The organism is Modestobacter sp. DSM 44400 (assembly GCF_900107175.1).
Classification (GTDB): domain Bacteria; phylum Actinomycetota; class Actinomycetes; order Mycobacteriales; family Geodermatophilaceae; genus Modestobacter.
This window is the reverse complement of the sequence record NZ_FNOZ01000031.1, coordinates 15468-29881: the sequence shown is the minus strand read 5'-3', so window position 1 is coordinate 29881 and position 14414 is coordinate 15468. Positions and strand designations below refer to the sequence as shown.

General features: G+C 73.6%; 19 protein-coding genes and 1 riboswitch. Of the genes, 9 read left to right on the top strand and 10 right to left on the bottom strand.

Annotated features, from left to right (window positions below; genetic code table 11):
- Window positions 1–3: 3 nt before the first annotated feature.
- Both BLW04_RS17260 and pdhA read right to left on the bottom strand, forming a co-directional pair.
- On the bottom strand, window positions 4–981 hold the full coding sequence (locus BLW04_RS17260; protein ID WP_091543971.1) for an alpha-ketoacid dehydrogenase subunit beta: 978 nt from the start codon (window positions 979–981) through the stop codon (window positions 4–6).
- On the bottom strand, window positions 978–2117 hold the full coding sequence (gene pdhA / locus BLW04_RS17255; protein ID WP_091543967.1) for a pyruvate dehydrogenase (acetyl-transferring) E1 component subunit alpha: 1140 nt from the start codon (window positions 2115–2117) through the stop codon (window positions 978–980). The genes BLW04_RS17260 and pdhA overlap by 4 nt, the downstream gene beginning before the upstream one ends.
- Before the next feature lie 211 nt (window positions 2118–2328).
- On the opposite strand from pdhA, the gene BLW04_RS17250 reads away from it, so the two are divergent.
- Entirely contained in the window at window positions 2329–2832 is a 504-nt protein-coding gene (locus BLW04_RS17250; RefSeq protein ID WP_091543963.1) for an Lrp/AsnC family transcriptional regulator, read from the top strand.
- 5 nt (window positions 2833–2837) lie between these two features.
- Window positions 2838–3185 (top strand): hypothetical protein, encoded by a 348-nt coding sequence (locus BLW04_RS17245; protein WP_091543961.1) that lies wholly within the window; start codon window positions 2838–2840, stop codon window positions 3183–3185.
- Between the two features lie 22 nt (window positions 3186–3207).
- Here the strand turns inward: BLW04_RS17245 and BLW04_RS17240 are convergent, their stop codons facing one another.
- Together BLW04_RS17240 and BLW04_RS27615 are read right to left on the bottom strand one after the other, a co-directional pair.
- On the bottom strand, window positions 3208–4224 hold the full coding sequence (locus BLW04_RS17240) for an ATP-binding protein (protein WP_091543960.1): 1017 nt from the start codon (window positions 4222–4224) through the stop codon (window positions 3208–3210).
- Between the two features lie 142 nt (window positions 4225–4366).
- The gene (locus tag BLW04_RS27615) at window positions 4367–4444 is read right to left on the bottom strand and encodes a DUF3253 domain-containing protein (RefSeq protein WP_217631090.1); all 78 of its coding nucleotides are present in this window, start codon (window positions 4442–4444) and stop codon (window positions 4367–4369) included.
- 194 nt (window positions 4445–4638) lie between these two features.
- Here BLW04_RS27615 and BLW04_RS17230 point away from each other — a divergent pair, with 194 nt between their 5' ends.
- Both BLW04_RS17230 and BLW04_RS26020 read left to right on the top strand, forming a co-directional pair.
- On the top strand, window positions 4639–5154 hold the full coding sequence (locus tag BLW04_RS17230) for a hypothetical protein (protein ID WP_175484111.1): 516 nt from the start codon (window positions 4639–4641) through the stop codon (window positions 5152–5154).
- Between the two features lie 74 nt (window positions 5155–5228).
- Complete coding sequence (locus tag BLW04_RS26020) at window positions 5229–5546, top strand: PNPOx family protein (RefSeq protein ID WP_217631089.1); 318 nt, start codon at window positions 5229–5231, stop codon at window positions 5544–5546.
- 188 nt (window positions 5547–5734) lie between these two features.
- Here the strand turns inward: BLW04_RS26020 and BLW04_RS17220 are convergent, their stop codons facing one another.
- The 3 genes from BLW04_RS17220 to BLW04_RS17210 all read right to left on the bottom strand — a co-directional run bounded on the left by BLW04_RS17220 (window position 5735) and on the right by BLW04_RS17210 (window position 8730).
- Window positions 5735–7057, bottom strand: coding sequence for a serine hydrolase domain-containing protein (locus BLW04_RS17220; protein WP_091543959.1), 1323 nt, complete (start codon window positions 7055–7057; stop codon window positions 5735–5737).
- Window positions 7058–7066: 9 nt separating this feature from the next.
- Window positions 7067–7411 carry a DUF3817 domain-containing protein gene (locus tag BLW04_RS17215; protein ID WP_091543958.1) on the bottom strand — a complete coding sequence of 115 codons (345 nt, stop codon included), beginning with the start codon at window positions 7409–7411 and terminating at the stop codon, window positions 7067–7069.
- A gap of 143 nt (window positions 7412–7554) precedes the next feature.
- Entirely contained in the window at window positions 7555–8730 is a 1176-nt protein-coding gene (locus tag BLW04_RS17210) for a C40 family peptidase (protein WP_091543955.1), read from the bottom strand.
- A 16-nt stretch (window positions 8731–8746) separates the two neighbouring features.
- A riboswitch (cyclic di-AMP (ydaO/yuaA leader) is annotated at window positions 8747–8910 on the bottom strand.
- A 197-nt stretch (window positions 8911–9107) separates the two neighbouring features.
- Here BLW04_RS17210 and BLW04_RS17205 point away from each other — a divergent pair.
- The 5 genes from BLW04_RS17205 to BLW04_RS26845 all read left to right on the top strand — a co-directional run bounded on the left by BLW04_RS17205 (window position 9108) and on the right by BLW04_RS26845 (window position 12562).
- The gene (locus tag BLW04_RS17205) at window positions 9108–9602 is read left to right on the top strand and encodes a hypothetical protein (protein WP_217631088.1); all 495 of its coding nucleotides are present in this window, start codon (window positions 9108–9110) and stop codon (window positions 9600–9602) included.
- Between the two features lie 7 nt (window positions 9603–9609).
- The gene (locus BLW04_RS17200) at window positions 9610–10071 is read left to right on the top strand and encodes a GNAT family N-acetyltransferase (RefSeq protein ID WP_091543946.1); all 462 of its coding nucleotides are present in this window, start codon (window positions 9610–9612) and stop codon (window positions 10069–10071) included.
- Window positions 10072–10079: 8 nt separating this feature from the next.
- A complete protein-coding gene (locus BLW04_RS17195; protein WP_091543943.1) occupies window positions 10080–11642 on the top strand; it encodes a phytoene desaturase family protein in 1563 nt (520 codons plus the stop codon).
- 135 nt (window positions 11643–11777) lie between these two features.
- The gene (locus BLW04_RS26015) at window positions 11778–11960 is read left to right on the top strand and encodes a hypothetical protein (RefSeq protein WP_139306882.1); all 183 of its coding nucleotides are present in this window, start codon (window positions 11778–11780) and stop codon (window positions 11958–11960) included.
- Between the two features lie 128 nt (window positions 11961–12088).
- Window positions 12089–12562, top strand: a complete 474-nt coding sequence (locus tag BLW04_RS26845) for a hypothetical protein (RefSeq protein WP_175484110.1) — start codon at window positions 12089–12091, stop codon at window positions 12560–12562.
- Here BLW04_RS26845 and BLW04_RS17185 read toward each other — a convergent pair.
- From BLW04_RS17185 to BLW04_RS17175, 3 genes are all read right to left on the bottom strand, one after another.
- Complete coding sequence (locus BLW04_RS17185) at window positions 12534–13385, bottom strand: PPK2 family polyphosphate kinase (RefSeq protein ID WP_091543940.1); 852 nt, start codon at window positions 13383–13385, stop codon at window positions 12534–12536. The genes BLW04_RS26845 and BLW04_RS17185 overlap by 29 nt on opposite strands.
- Before the next feature lie 28 nt (window positions 13386–13413).
- Window positions 13414–13773 carry a DUF2568 domain-containing protein gene (locus BLW04_RS17180; RefSeq protein ID WP_091543935.1) on the bottom strand — a complete coding sequence of 120 codons (360 nt, stop codon included), beginning with the start codon at window positions 13771–13773 and terminating at the stop codon, window positions 13414–13416.
- A 109-nt stretch (window positions 13774–13882) separates the two neighbouring features.
- The gene (locus BLW04_RS17175) at window positions 13883–14338 is read right to left on the bottom strand and encodes a hypothetical protein (protein WP_139306881.1); all 456 of its coding nucleotides are present in this window, start codon (window positions 14336–14338) and stop codon (window positions 13883–13885) included.
- Window positions 14339–14414: the final 76 nt, after the last annotated feature.

Sequence of the window (14414 nt, the reverse complement as noted above, 5' to 3'; positions counted from 1 at the left end):
TGCTCAGAACCCCATCGACCGGTCGACGGCGTCGAGCACCCGGTCCAGGTCAGGGAGGTACTCCTCCTCCAGCTTGGACGGCGGGTACGGGGTGTCGTACCCGCCGACCCGCAGCACCGGTGCCTCCAGGGAGTGGAAGCAGGTCTCGGTGACGCGGGCGGCGATCTCCGCGCCCAGCCCCAGGGTCAGCGGCGCCTCGTGGACGACGACGCAGCGACCGGTCCGGCGCACCGACTCGTACACCGGCTCGAGGTCCAGCGGGGAGATGGTGCGCAGGTCGACGACCTCCAGCGAGCGGCCCTCGTCGGCAGCCGCCTGGGCAGCCTGCAGCGCCGTCTTCACCATCGGCCCGTAGGCCAGCAGCGTGAGGTCGTCGCCGCCGCGGACCACCCGGGAGGCGAACAGCGGCTCCGGGGTGGCGTCCCGGTCGACCTTGGCCTTCTCCCAGTACCGCCGCTTGGGCTCCAGGAAGACGATCGGGTCGGGATGGGCGATGGCCTGCTGGATGCCCCAGTAGGCGTCGACCGGGTTGGACACGGCGACCACCTTGAGGCCCGCGGTGTGCGCGAAGTACGCCTCCGGGCTCTCGCTGTGGTGCTCGACCGCGCCGATGCCGCCACCGAACGGGATGCGGATGACGATCGGCATGGGCAGCTTGCCGCGGGAGCGGGCGTGGATCTTGGCCACCTGGGTGACGATCTGGTTGTAGGCGGGGAAGACGAACCCGTCGAACTGGATCTCGCAGACCGGCCGGTAGCCACGCATCGTCAGGCCCACCGCGGTGCCGAGGATGCCGGCCTCCGCGAGCGGGGTGTCGACGACGCGGTCCTCGCCGAAGTCCTTCTGCAGCCCGTCGGTGATCCGGAAGACCCCGCCGAGCTTGCCGATGTCCTCGCCCATGAGCATGACCTTGGCGTCGTCCTCCAGCGCCTTACGGAGCCCCAGGTTGAGGGCTTTGCCGATGGTCAGCGTCTCGGTCACTGGTGGCCTCCCTCGAAGGACTCGTGGTACGCCACGAACTCGGCGCGCTGGGCGGCCAGGTGCGGGGTCTGCTCGGCGTAGACGTGGTCGAAGATCTCGGTGCCGGCCGGGTCGGGCATCTCGATGGTGCCCTTGCGAAGCCGGGCGGCCAGCTCGTCACCCTCGGCGTCCACGCCGGTGAAGAAGGCGGCGTCCGCCTTCCCCGACCGGGACAGGTAGGCCTTGAGCCGGGCGATCGGGTCGCGCAGCTTCCACTCCTCCAGCTCACTGGCCAGCCGGTAGCGGCTCGGGTCGTCGGAGGAGGTGTGCGCGCCCATGCGGTAAGTGAACGCCTCGATCAAGGTGGGGCCCTGGCCCTCGCGGGCGGCGGCGAGCGCCGCGCGGGTCACGGCCAGCACGGCGAGGACGTCGTTGCCGTCGACCCGGACGCCGGGGAAGCCGAACCCGGCTGCCCGGTGGAACAGCGGCGCCCGCGACTGGCGCTCGATCGGCACGCTGATCGCGTACTGGTTGTTCTGGCAGAAGAAGACGACCGGCGCGGCGTACGACGAGGCCCAGATCAGCGCCTCGTTCACCTCGCCCTGACTGGTGGCGCCGTCGCCGAGGAAGGCCAGGGTGGCGCTCTCCGCGCCGTCCCGCTGCAGGCCCATCGCGTAGCCGGTCGCGTGCAGGCACTGGGCACCGATGACGACGGTGTAGAGGTTGAAGCGGGTGGCGACCGGGTCCCAGCCGCCCATGTCGACGCCCCGGAACAGGCTCATCACGTGCAGCGGGTCCACGCCGCGGGTCCAGGCGACCCCGTGCTCGCGGTAGGTGGGGAAGGCCATGTCGTCAGCGGCCAGCGCCCGGCCGGCACCGACCTGGGCGGCTTCCTGGCCCAGCAGGGACGCCCAGATGCCCAGCTCCCCCTGCCGCTGCAGCGCGGTGGCCTCGACGTCCCAGCGCCGGACGAGGGCCAGGTCGCGGTAGAGGCCGCGCAACTCCTCGTCGGTGATGTCCAGGGAGTAGTCGGGGTGCTCCACCCGCTCGCCCTCGGGTGTCAGCAACTGGACCAGGTCGGGCTGACCGGGCAGGTGGGGGGCGTCGGCCCCGGGTACCGGGTCGACCACCTCGGTGGTGTGCTGCAGCGCCGTCATGCTGTCTCCTCGCCGTCGCCGGGCGCCGGGGTCACCGGCCACCGGTCGGTGGACGTCCTGCGGCGCCGGGGTGTGGCACCACTCACACATGGTGGCACGTCGGGCCGTCCCGCGGAGCAGATCACCCTTCGATCGATCTGCGCAACACTCGATCGGGCAACTGAGCAGGTTGATCAGTCTGGCTGGCTCCTCCCGTGTCAGACTGAGCATCATGGCCGGATCCGGGGACGCACTGGACGCCACTGATGCGCGCCTGCTCCTCGCCCTCTCGGTGGACCCGCGTGCCACGGTGCTGGCTCTGTCGCAGCAGCTCGGGCTGGCCCGCAACACCGTGCAGGCCCGGCTGGCCCGGCTGGAGTCCAGCGGCGCACTGGACCCGTTCGAGCGCCGGGTCCGCCCCGAGGCGCTGGGCTACCGGCTCGGCGCCTACGTGACCGTGCAGGTGGTGCAGCGCAGCCTGGCCGAGGTCAGCGACGCGCTCGCCCAGATCCCGGAGGTGCTGGAGGTCACCGGGCTGTCCGGGGTCGCCGACCTGCTCGTGCAGGTGGTCGCCGTCGATGCCGATGACCTGTGGCGGATCAGCGAGCAGGTGCTGACCATCCCCGGTGTCCAGCGCACCGACACGAACCTGGCGTTGCGCCGGTTCGTCGACCACCGGATGACCCCGCTGCTGGAGCGCGCCGCCGGCTCGCCGCCCGGCCCGGACCAGGACTGACGCCCATGGGCGGCGACGGACGTGACGCGGTCGAGCTGTTCGTCAGCAAGCTGGCGAGCGAGGGCACCCCGGTCTCCCGGAGGGCAGACCACGACGAGGTCGTGGTCGTGGTGGACAGACAGGCGCACCGGCTGTGGATCACCCCGGAGTCGGCGGTAGGTCTGGATGCGGACCCGGAGCGGGTGCGGGGGCCGGGGGTCACCGGCCTGGAGTCCGCCGCCCGGCTGCTGCTCGTCCACTGGGACGAGTCCCTGGCCACCCGGGAGCCGCACCCGAGCGGCTGGTGGACCTACCAGGAGTGCGGCTTCGACCCGCTCCCGCCAGGCGAGGCCCACCACGCCCGCCACCGCTGACGCGGCGCGGCGGCGGCCCGGGTCAGCCCGGCACGCTGCCGAGCAACATGCGGGTCATGGCGTTCCGGGTGTCCAGCAGCTCGTCCAGTGCCCCGCCGAGGTCGGCGGCGGAGACCGCCAGCGGACGGCTGCCGGTCTGCGGGGCCGCCAGCAGCGCCGCTCGGCGCAGCAACTCCTTGAGGAACGACGCGGTGACGCCGTCGGTCCGCTCGAGCACGGTGTCCAGGCCGCTGGTGTCCACCTCCAGGGAGCCGCGGTAGAGCTCGAACAGCGCCCGGCGGGCGGCGGCGTCCGGCAACCGCAGCTCCACCGCCTGATCCACCCGGCCGGGGCGGGACGCCAGCGCCGGCTCGAGCAGGTCCGCCCGGTTGGTGGTCAGCACGAAGACCACCTCGGCGTCCTCGGCCAGCCCATCCATCTCGTTGAGCAGCTGGAATAGCAGCGGGTGCTGACCGGGGTGCATGCCGCGGTCCTCCGCGATCAGGTCGCCGTCCTCGATGACTACCATTGCCGGCTGCAGCGCCCGCGCTACCGAGCACGCCTCGGCGATGAGGTGCAGGGCATTGCCGGTCAACTGGATGACGGTGGTGTCCACCAGGCTGCTGGTCAGGTAGCGGACGGTGTGGGTCTTGCCGACGCCGGGCGGCCCGTACAGCAGGACTCCCCGCTTGAGGTGCTGCCCGGCCGCCAGCAGCTGGGTCTTGTGCCGGGCCACCTCGACGACCTGGCGCTGCACCTCGGCGAGGGTATCGGCGGCCAGCACCAGCTGGTCGGCACCCAGCCTCGGCCGGCTGTGGAACTGCAGCAGCGTCTGGCCGCGCCCGAACACCTCGTGTCCGAAGGACAGCACCTGTCCGCGGAAGACGTTCTCCGTGACCGCCGCCGACCGGATCTCCGCGGCCGCCCGGGTGGCCGAGGTGGCGTCCGTGCTGACGACCTGCACGGTCGCCTGCGGGTTGCCCGACTCCGGCTCGGGGCCTCGGAGCAGCACCGCCGTCCGGACCCCGCCCTCGGAGATCAGGTAGACGCCGCAGCGCACGCAGGGCCGAGTCCGTCCGTCCGGACCGGCTGCCCGTGGTCGTCGACGCCGTGCCCGAGTACCTCGTCTCCGGACGCCGGGTGCCCTCCAGTTGAATCTGGCGCACGCTGACCCGCTCCACCCCCCCGGCGCGCCTGACCGGTCAGCGCGGCCGGCGCACCCGGACCGGTCCGCGGGCGGTGGCGACGTCGACCACGTCGCCGCGCTGGGTTACCTGCATTTCGCCGGCCCCGGCCAGGCGGCCCACCGCAGCAGGGGTGTGCAGGTCGCCCGCTTCGACGACGCCGGCCAGATCGCCGAGCGCTGCGGCAGCACCGACGAGCTGGGCATACTGCCGCAGATCGGTGCCCGGATCAGCGCCTGAGTCGGCCCCCACTGTTTGCCCGCCGCCGCGCTGCGGGTACGGCGGCGACCATGATGAAGAAGACCCCGGTGGGCGTGTTCGGCAAGGGCCGGCGCGGGATCAGTACGACCGGCTGGGTGCTGCGCGGTGCCGCCGCCGGCGCCGCGGGGACCACGGCGCTCAACGCGGTCACCTACCTCGACATGGCTGTTCGCGGCCGGGGTAGCAGCTCGACGCCGGAGCAGACCGTGGAGAAGCTGGCGGAGAAGGCCCACGTGTCGATCCCGGGCCAGGGTGAAAAGCGCGAGAACCGACTGCAGGGGCTGGGCCCGCTCACCGGCATCGTGGCCGGCGTCGGGGTCGGCGTCCTGGTCGGGCTGGCCCGGGCAGCGGGCTTCCGGTCCCGGCCGCTGGTGGGCACCGCGCTCACCACCGCCGGCGTCCTCGTGGCGGCCAACGGGCCGATGACCGTCCTCGGCATCACCGACCCGCGCACCTGGTCCGCCACCGCCTGGGTCAGCGACGTCGTGCCGCACGTGGCCTACGCCGCGGTGGTCAAGAGCACGATGGACGCCTTCGACCGATGAAGGACCCCGTCCTCCCCACCCTTCGCAAGCTCAGGGCGGGACCCGGGACGGGGCCAGGCGGGTGCCCTGCCCGCGTGGACGAGATCACGACCGAGGCCGAGCTCCGCGAGCTGCTCGGCACGCCGCCGCCCCAGGTGGCCGCCGAGGATCGCCGGGGGCTCGACGAGATCGACCGGCAGTGGCTGGCCGCCTCACCGTTCTGCCTCGTGGCCACCTCGGGCGCCGGCGGCCCCTGCGACGTCTCGCCGAAGGGCGACCCGCCGGAGTCCATGACCCCGACCCGCTGGGCCGGATGGTGGTGGGCAGGTCCCGCCCGCTGCTGGGCCCTGGCAGTGGACGTCGAGCAGGTCTTCTACCACTGCGCGAAGGCCCTCCTGCGGTCGGTGCTCTAGGGACCCGGCGACCTGGCACCCCGAGGCGCTGCCGCCCCGGCCGCGGATCGCCCAGGTGCAGGACCGCCCGGACGAGTTCCTCGCCGACCTGAGCGCTGCTACGGCGAGCAGTACGCCGCCCAGCTCGACCCGCGCGGCTGAGCCACTCACCTCCGGTGCAGAACGGGAACGGCTATGCCGTACCCAGGTCAGCCCCAGCCGCGCTCGTCGACACCGCCGGGCACCGGGGCCTCGGAGTCGTAGGGCGTGCGGGTGAACACGAACGTCGCCAGATCCAGGTGGTCCGGGGCGATCCTCAGCGTCTCTCCGGCGTAGTAGCCGTCCAGACCTACCCAGGTGCCGTCCGGGCGTGGGGAGAAGCGGCTGGCCCGCCCGGCCCGGCCGGCCATCGGGCCCAGGTGCAGCAGCCCGCCGGCCTGGGCACGCAGCACGTGCGGCGCCGGCCCCCAGAACCAGACACCGAGGAACTCCAACGGCACCGGCGGCGGCGCCGGGGTCCAGGCGTCGACCACCCGGGGCTCGGCGGCCCGCAGGTCGGCCAACAGCCCAGGAACCAGCTGGTCCAGCCCACTGGTGGTGTTGGCGAGCATCACCGCGCCGGTCTGCTCGGTCCGGTCGACGAAGACCCCGGCCAGGAAGCCGGGCATCGACCCGCCGTGCCCAACCAGCGTCTGCCCGTCGGCGCGCACGACCTGCAGCCCGAGCCCGTAGGCCGACCACCCGGGCGCGGAGGCGTCCACGCCGGCCGGCACGGCCATCTCCTCCAGCGTCACCGGTGACAGCACGTCGCCGGTGTCGCCCAGCAGGAAAGCGGCGAACCGGCCGAGGTCGGCCAGCGTCGCCCACAGCTGCCCGGCGGCGGCCATCACCCCGGCGTGGTGCTCAGGCTCGGGCAGGACGACGTCGGCCCACGGGTGCACCGCCGCCCCCTGGGCAGCCACCCCGGTGGAGCGCGGCGTCGTGCGGGTCATGCCCAGCGGGTCGAGCACCTCGTCTCGGACGACGTCCTCCCACGGGCGGCCGCGGTGCACCTCGACGAGTTCGCCCAGCAGGCCGAAGCCCAGGTTGGAGTAGTGGAAACGGCGGGCCGCCCCGAGGACGACGTCCGGCCCGGCCAGCTGCAGGTCCGCCAGCGAGCCCCCGGGCACCCGCTCCCACCAGCTACCCGGACTCTCCGACGTGGCACCGGCGAGATGGGAGAGCAGCTGCCCGACGGTCCGGTCGCCCAGCGGCGTGCCCGGGACGTGCCGGTCCAGCGGGTCGTCCAGGCCCAGCCGGCCCTCGTCGCGCAGCCGCATCACGACCAGCGCGGTGACCGTCTTGCTGATCGAGCCGATCCGGTACTGGACGTCGGTGTGCGGGTCGACGACCTTGCCCCGACCGGCCGACCAGGCCAGGCCGCCGTCCCGGACCACGCCGGCGACCAGGCTGGGCGCCCGCCCGTCGCACTGGACGCGGGCGGTGCGGGCCAGCAGGGTGCGGGCGGTGGCGGGCAGCACCGGTTCGACCATGCCGGGAGGCTAGCCAGCCGGGGACGGCGCCGGGTCGCCGACCGGGAGCTGCCCGGTGCGCTGCGCCCACCGCTCGAACCAGAGCGTGGCGAACGGGGGCACCGAGGCGGCCAGCGCAAGCAGCGCCGTCCCCGGCGACCAGCCCAGCACCCGCCAGGCGAGGAGCGTGACCGCCACGAAGGCGAGGAAGACCGCGCCGTGCACGGGCCCGAAGACCTGGACGCCGACCTCAGAGGTGCGCAACACCCACTTGACGAACATGCCGACCAGCAGCAGCGCCCAGGAGACGGCTTCGGCGATGGCCACGGCGCGGAAGGCGCGGGCGACGGTGCGTGGGTCGGTCAGGCTGGTCATTGGTCCCTCGGGTCGACAGTGGTGCGGGCTCGCCCATCGTGCCCGGCGGGGCGATGTGGCCTGGCTCCGGTCGGGCCGCCAGGGCCCGGACGCGCCAGTGCCCCGGCCGCCAGAGGCGACCGGGGCACCGGGATGGGGCGGGGTCAGCCGACGATGCGGCGCATGGCGGTGATGCTGCCCATGACGTCGATGCTGGCCACCTTGACGACGTCACCCGACGTCGGCGCATGCACCATCTGCCCGTTGCCGATGTACATCCCGATGTGGCTGACCGGGCTGTAGAAGGCGATGAGGTCGCCCGGCTGCAGCTCGGCGCGGGACACGGCCCGGCCCATCGCCGCCTGGCTGCGGCTGGAGTGGGGGAGGGAGATCCCGGCCGCCGCGTAGGCGTACGACATGAGCCCGGAGCAGTCGAACGAGCTCGGACCCGCGGCCGCCCACACGTAGGGCTTGCCCTGCTGCGCCAGAGCGGCGTTGACCGCGGTCTGGGCTGCGCCGCTGCTGGCGAAGACCGGAGTGCCCACGGCGGGCGCCGCGGGCTCCCGGGACGATCGCGAGGCGGCCGGCGCCGACCGGTCAGCGAGGTCGTCGGCGGCCGGCGCCGCGGCAGCGGCGTCGGCGGCGGCCGGCGCCGCGGCAGCGGCGTCGGCGGCGGCGGCAGCGGCAGCGGCAGCGGCATGCGCCTGGGCGGCCAGTTCCTGTGCCCGCGCCTGCTCCTCGGCGGTCAGCCGGGCCAGCTCGGCCTTGTACTCGACGATCTGCGACTGGAGGTCGGTCTGCTGGGTGGCGACCCGGTCGACCTGCGCCTGGGCATCGGCGGCAGCCCGGTCGGCGGTGGCCTTGGCCTCGGCGGCCTCGGTGGTCGCCTGCTGGGCCGCGCCGAGCAGCGCGTCGTTGTGCTGGGCGATCGTGTCCAGGGTGCCGACGCGGTCGAGCAGCTGGTCGGCCGACGAGCTGGTCAGCATCGCCTGCAAGGTGGTCAGCTGGTCGCCGGTATAGGCGCTGCGGGCGACCACGCGGACCTGGTCGCGGGCGGTGTCGACGGCGGCGTCAGCGGCGGCAAGCTGGGCCGCGGCGTCGACGGCGGTGGCCTGCTGGGTCTCCAGCTGTACGCGAGCATCGTTGAACTGTTCGGTGACGATCTCGAGGTCGTGACCCCGGGCGGCAACGAGCGCGGCGGCCTCCTGCGAGCTGCCCGGTGTTTCCGGAGCGGCCGTGGCGGGAAGCGAGGAGAGGGTGACGCCGCTGGCAGCGACGAGGGCGATGAGCGCCACGCGGCCGGTGGCCCGACGGCGGACAGGCATGAGCGAACTCGCCATGTGAGGCGGGTTGTTCCTTTCTTCCACGAGCCGCCTACCGAGTTAGCTGACGGGTTCGGGCGGGAAGACGCCCGGCACTCCGGCTCTGGCGAGCCGGCGTGCTTCACCCCGGTGCTGCGGTGGGTCCCCGGTCCACGGCCCGCGAAGTGCGCGAGCGCGGTGGTTCGGCGGCGTCCGGTCGGTTGTCACCTGGTAGGTGACGGAACGACCCGTCCAGACGCAGCCACGTTAGGTGCGTGATGCGGTTGTGACAAATGGATGACGTCACTTTGTGGAGAAACTCTGGGGGTGCGCGTCGACACGCTGACAGCGGGTGACAGGCTCGCCGGGTGCGGGGGTTGGCGCGACGGGAGTTCTGTCTCGTGCTCCTCCGCCGGATGGCCGACACGCGACCCGACCTGGTGCTCGACGCCCTGCCGCGACTGTCCGCGGACCGGGCGGAGGCGCAGGCCGCACACCGCCGGTGGCAGGCGCTCCAGCACTCTCCCCGTGGACCGCGCGGCGTGAGTCTTCACACAGCCGTGCTGGGGCCGCCGGAGGCGCTCGAGGACCGGCGATTCGGTGACCTCGACCTCGTCGTCCGGCGGTGGCCGCTGCCGCTGTGGCCGCAGCTGTGGTGGGAGGTGCTCGCCGGGCCGGGCGGCACCATCCTGCACGAGCAGCTGGTGCGCGCCCCCGGCTCGCCGGTGCCGCCGGCCGCTCCTGGTGACCTGCGGGTGTGGGAGCACGTCGTGGACGACGTCGCCGTCCTCCTCGGCGCCCGGGACGTCGACCCCGGCGTCGCCACCCGCTGGGAGGTGCACCTGCCCGGCGGCGTCCGCACGCAGTTCGTCTGGGGGCTGCTGCAGCGCGTGGAGCCCGGCCCGGGATGATCGGCTGGTGGTCCACCTCTCCTCCGCCGCCTGGGACGACCCGGTGGTGCAGCAGCTGGTCGCCGCCCAGCGAGCCGAGCTGGTGGACCGCTACTGCGGGGACCAGGAGCCGGGCATCAAGCCGTCAGCGGCCGACGTGGCCGTGGTGCTGGTGGCCACGGACGACGACGGCACCGCAATCGGCTGCGGCGCCCTGCGGCCCCTGACACCCGACAGCGCCGAGATCAAGCGGCTGTACGTCGTCCCGCAGGCGCGCCGGCGGGGGGTGTCCAGGGTGGTCCTCGCCGCACTCGAGGCCGAGGCGCTCCACCGGGGCTGGACGACGCTGCGGCTGGAGACCGGGCCGGAGCAGCCGGAGGCGGTGGGCCTCTACATCTCAGCCGGCTACCACCCCATTCGCGCCTTCGAGCACTACGTCGGCGACCGGGACGACTGGTCGCTCTACTTCGAGCGGAGCCTCGACCGATGACTCGACCGATGACTGGACCCGCGACGACGGCCCGCTACGACGCCGTGGTGGTGGGCGGCGGGCACAACGGCCTGGTCGCCGCCGCCTACCTGGCCCGCGCCGGGTGGTCGGTGCTCCTGCTGGAGCGGCTGGGCTCGGTGGGTGGTGCCGCGGTGAGCAGCCAGGTCTTCCCGGGGGTCGACGTCCGGCTCTCCGCGTACTCCTACCTGGTCAGCCTGCTGCCGGACCGGATCGTCAGCGACCTGGCGCTGCCAGTAACCCTGGTCGACCGCGCGGTCGCGTCGTACACGCCCCTGCACCGCGGTGGGCGTGCCGGCGGCCTGCTCGTCGAGCGCGACGAGGGCCCGGCCACCGCGGCGTCCTTCCGCGACCTCACCGGCTCGGACGCGGAGTTCGCCGGCTGGCAACGGTTCTACCGGCGGCTGGGCGCGCTGGCCGAGGACCTCGCCCCGACGCTGACCGAGCCGCTGCTGGACGAGGCGGTCCTGGCCGGCCGGCTGCGGGACGCCGAGCTCTGGCGCGACCTGCGGGAACGCCCACTGGCCGACGTGGTCGGCGACCACCTGGCCGACGACGTCGTCCGCGGCGTCGCTCTGACCGACGGGCTGATCGGCACCTCCGCGGACCTGCACGCCGCCGACGGGCTGGCCGGACGCTGCTTCCTGTACCACCTCATCGGCAACGGCACCGGCCGCTGGCGGGTGCCGGTCGGCGGCATGGGGGCGGTCAGCGGGGCGATGGCCACCGCGGCCCGCGCCGCCGGCGCCGAGCTGCGCACCGGCGCCACCGTCACCGCGATCGAGACCCGGGACGACGGCGTCACGGTGCACTGGACCGATGCCGACGGCGCCGCGAGTGCCGTGGACGCCGGGCACGCGGTGAGCGGCGCGGCCCCAACGGTGCTCGACGAGCTGCTCGGCACGGCACCCGGGCCGCGCCCGTCCGGGTCCCAGCTCAAGGTCAACATGGTGCTGCGGCGGCTGCCCGGGCTGCGGTCGGGCGCGGACCCCGCGGCGATGTTCTCCGGCACCGTGCACGTCGACGAGGCCGCCGGCCAGCTGGACGCGGCGTACGCCCGGTCGGTGGCCGGGCAGCTGCCCGACGTCATCCCGTTCGAGGTGTACTGCCACTCGCTCAGCGACCCGACGATAGTCGGCGACACCGGGCTGCACACGTTGACGCTGTTCGGGCTGCATACGCCGGCCGAGCTGTACGCCGCCGACCCGGCCGGCACGCGCGACGAGGCGGTCCGCCGGGTGCTGGTCCAGCTCGACGAGCACCTCACCGAGCCGCTCACCGACTGCCTGGCCGTCGACGCCGACGGCCGGCCGTGCCTGCAGGCGTCGTCCCCGCTGGACGTCGAGGCGTCGCTGGCGATGCCCGGCGGGCACATCTTCCACGGCGACCTGTCCTGGCCGGTGGCCGCGACGCCAGCGCAGGTGGGCGGCTGGGGTGTGGCGACCGCGCACCCGCGGGTGGTCGCAGCGTCCTCCGGCGGCACCGTGCGCGGCGGTGCGGTCAGCGGGCTGGGCGGGTTCGCCGCCGCCCAGCACCTGCTCGCCGGCCGCTGATCACCCCCAGGGCCAAAATGGCCATTTTGGCCCCTCCGGACGAGCGGGACCGGCCGGAAGCTGATGACATGGAGATGTGCGGGCAGCCCGGGTCCGGGTCGAGGCCCCGCGGCCGGGCTGACCTGCTACGCCGGGATGGCCGTCGTCCCGCTGCTGGTGCTGCCCCTCGCGCTGACCGCCTGGCTGACCAGCCCGGCGACCGTCCGCGCCCTCGCCGGACGGCTGGGCGACGTGCAGCCGGCCGACCTCGGCGCACCGGACGCGCTGGCCCGGCTGGTCGACGCCGGCGGTCCGCTGCCCCGTGGCACGCGCGGCTGACGCTGCTGCCGATCTCGCTCTACGGCGAGGGACTGCGCCGCGCGCTGCTGCGCCTCAGCCCGGAGGACGACCGGTACACCGCCTGGCGCGGGCGGCTGCTGACCCTGCCGCTGGTCATCGTCACACCCGTGCTGCTCTACCCGCTGCTGCGGACCGGCCGGCTGCTCGCCGACCTGCACGCCCGGCCCGGCGCCGGCGCGGCGCTGGGCGGCTTCGCCGTCGGGTACTACTCGGTGCTCTTCGTGCTGGTGGTGCCGCTGGCCTGTGGGTTCGGGGTGGTGGCCGCCGGCCGGCTGCGCGCGGCCGCGGTGCTCACCGGCGCCTTCCTCACCGCCGCCAGCCTGTCGGGGTTCTTGCAGGGGTTCGTGCTGTTCCTGGCCCTCCCGCTGGACCTGGGTGCACCGTTCAGCGGTCTGGACGTCGTCGGTGGGGTCGCGGCGGTGGGCTTCTGGCTCTTCCTGCTGCACCTGGGGGGTGCTGGCCGGCTGGCTGGTCACCCAGGCGCTGGACAGCTGGCTGCGGCGCGGCCGGCCGCTGCCCGGCCCGAACGGCCGGCCGACGCCGACGGGCCGGTCAGCCCGGCAGCGGCGGCTCATCGATGAGCCGGTCCCGCTCGGTATCGACGTCGTAGTCCGGCTGGGGCAGTCGCGGGCCGACCTCGATCATCGTCTCCAGCAGCAACCGGCCGACAGCCCAGTTGCGGTACCACTTGCGGTCGGACGGGACGACATACCAGGGGTTGGTCTCAGTGCTGGTCCGCTCCAGCGCCAGTTGATAGGCGCGCTGGTAGGCCGGCCACAGTGCCCGCTCGTCGAGGTCGCCGGGGTTGAACTTCCAGCGCTTGGCGGAGTCGTCCAGCCGGGCGAGCAGCCGCTCCTTCTGCTCCCACGGCGAGATGTGCAGGAAGCACTTCACCAACGTCACGCCGTCGGCGGCGAGCTGGTCCTCGAAGCGGACGATCTCCTGGTAGCGGCGCTCGATGACCTCCGGCGCGGCCAGTTCGCGCACCCGGCCGATCAGCACGTCCTCGTAGTGGGAGCGGTCGAACACCCCGATCACCCCGGGCCGGGGCACGGCGCGGCGCACCCGCCACAGGAAGGAGTGCCGCAGCTCCTCGGGCGTCGGGTTCTTGAAGCTGGTGATCGCCACGCCCTGCGGGTTGACCGCGGCGACAACGTGCTCGATCACCCCGCCCTTGCCGCTGGTGTCCATGCCCTGCAGCAGGAGCACGACCCGCCGCCGTCCACCGGTGGCGCCCTCGGCGTAGAGGAGCTCCTGCAGGTCGGCCAGCCGGCTGCCGTCGACGACCATCTGCTCGCGGGTCCGTTCCTTGTCCCCCGGCGCCAGCGGCGTGGCCCGCGGGTCGAGGTCGGTGAGGACGGGCGAGGTGGGCGCCCGCAGCGCGGCGCGGAGCGAGGGGGCCATGGCCGGAGCCTAGGGACGAACCCCCCGGTCAGCTGGCCGGGGCCGACTCCACTGCGGGCAGCAGCGCGGCGAGCACCAGGTTGGCCAGCACCAGCGCCGCGAACCCGCCGCCCCAGTGGGGCGACGCCGCCCGAGCGAGCACCAGTGCCGCGCCGCCGAAGACGGCTGCCTTCACGACCAGCTCGCCCGCCCCCGACGGGTAGGTGGCCCGCGGGGCGGCGAACAGTCCCCACAGCACCGCCGCGGCCGCCGGCAGCGCCACGGCCAGGATGCCACGGAGCGCCCCGCCCCCGCCCAGCCGCCAGCCTCCCCAGGCCAGCACGGCCAGGGCGGCCAGTTCGAGGAGGAAGGCCAGCGCCGCGTTCGCCCACGCCGTCCCGATGCTCATAGCCACTCCCCAGTGTGATCGGTGCTCTGATTTGCGAGCACCGTACACACACCCTCGTCGCATGTCGAGAGCGCTGCTCTCGTCACTGATCGGCGTCGTGACACGAGTGCTAGACGAAGTAGACCTTGAGCACCTCGTCGCCGTAGTGGTTGATCACCTTGACCGCAGTGCGACCGGTGGCCGGCTTGGCGAAGGGGCGGGAGCGGGTGGCGTAGAGCGTCGCCCACGCGTTCTCGTCGATCTCGCTCCGCAGCGCCTGCTTCAGCCGCTTGTACGGGTCCTCGGCACCCGTGAAGTAGGCGTGCCGCACGAAGAAGGACTTCCCGTCGTAGGCGGTGTCGACCATCCACATCGCGATGTCGTCGGTGCTCGATGCACGAACCGCACCGGTTGTGGGGTCGTAGACGTCGATCCCGTAGATCTCGACGACGACGTCGCCGGGCTCGCCCTGGTCCCCGGCGTTCGCCGGTTCGATGGAGACATCAGGCTCACCGGAGACGGTGAACAGGTTGCCTGCGCCGGTGGACTTCAGCAGCGCATCGCTCATGGCGAGGTCGGGGTTCATCCGCACGAGCAGGACCGGCAGTTTCCCGAACGTCTGCCGCTCCTGAGCGGCTGCGAAAGAGTCACCATCGGCGGGT

What these genes read in the sequence shown, in the direction of transcription:
- pdhA (WP_091543967.1), bottom strand. Translation starts at nt 2,117, where the DNA reads ATGACGGCGCTGCAGCACACCACCGAGGTGGTCGACCCGGTACCCGGG.
- BLW04_RS17250 (WP_091543963.1), top strand. Translation starts at nt 2,329, where the DNA reads ATGGCCGGATCCGGGGACGCACTGGACGCCACTGATGCGCGCCTGCTC.
- BLW04_RS17245 (WP_091543961.1), top strand. Translation starts at nt 2,838, where the DNA reads ATGGGCGGCGACGGACGTGACGCGGTCGAGCTGTTCGTCAGCAAGCTG.
- BLW04_RS27615 (WP_217631090.1), bottom strand. Translation starts at nt 4,444, where the DNA reads ATGCAGGTAACCCAGCGCGGCGACGTGGTCGACGTCGCCACCGCCCGC.
- BLW04_RS17230 (WP_175484111.1), top strand. Translation starts at nt 4,639, where the DNA reads ATGATGAAGAAGACCCCGGTGGGCGTGTTCGGCAAGGGCCGGCGCGGG.
- BLW04_RS17220 (WP_091543959.1), bottom strand. Translation starts at nt 7,057, where the DNA reads ATGGTCGAACCGGTGCTGCCCGCCACCGCCCGCACCCTGCTGGCCCGC.
- BLW04_RS17215 (WP_091543958.1), bottom strand. Translation starts at nt 7,411, where the DNA reads ATGACCAGCCTGACCGACCCACGCACCGTCGCCCGCGCCTTCCGCGCC.
- BLW04_RS17210 (WP_091543955.1), bottom strand. Translation starts at nt 8,730, where the DNA reads ATGGCGAGTTCGCTCATGCCTGTCCGCCGTCGGGCCACCGGCCGCGTG.
- BLW04_RS17205 (WP_217631088.1), top strand. Translation starts at nt 9,108, where the DNA reads ATGGCCGACACGCGACCCGACCTGGTGCTCGACGCCCTGCCGCGACTG.
- BLW04_RS17195 (WP_091543943.1), top strand. Translation starts at nt 10,080, where the DNA reads ATGACTGGACCCGCGACGACGGCCCGCTACGACGCCGTGGTGGTGGGC.
- BLW04_RS26015 (WP_139306882.1), top strand. Translation starts at nt 11,778, where the DNA reads ATGGCCGTCGTCCCGCTGCTGGTGCTGCCCCTCGCGCTGACCGCCTGG.
- BLW04_RS17185 (WP_091543940.1), bottom strand. Translation starts at nt 13,385, where the DNA reads ATGGCCCCCTCGCTCCGCGCCGCGCTGCGGGCGCCCACCTCGCCCGTC.
- BLW04_RS17180 (WP_091543935.1), bottom strand. Translation starts at nt 13,773, where the DNA reads ATGAGCATCGGGACGGCGTGGGCGAACGCGGCGCTGGCCTTCCTCCTC.
- BLW04_RS17175 (WP_139306881.1), bottom strand. Translation starts at nt 14,338, where the DNA reads ATGAACCCCGACCTCGCCATGAGCGATGCGCTGCTGAAGTCCACCGGC.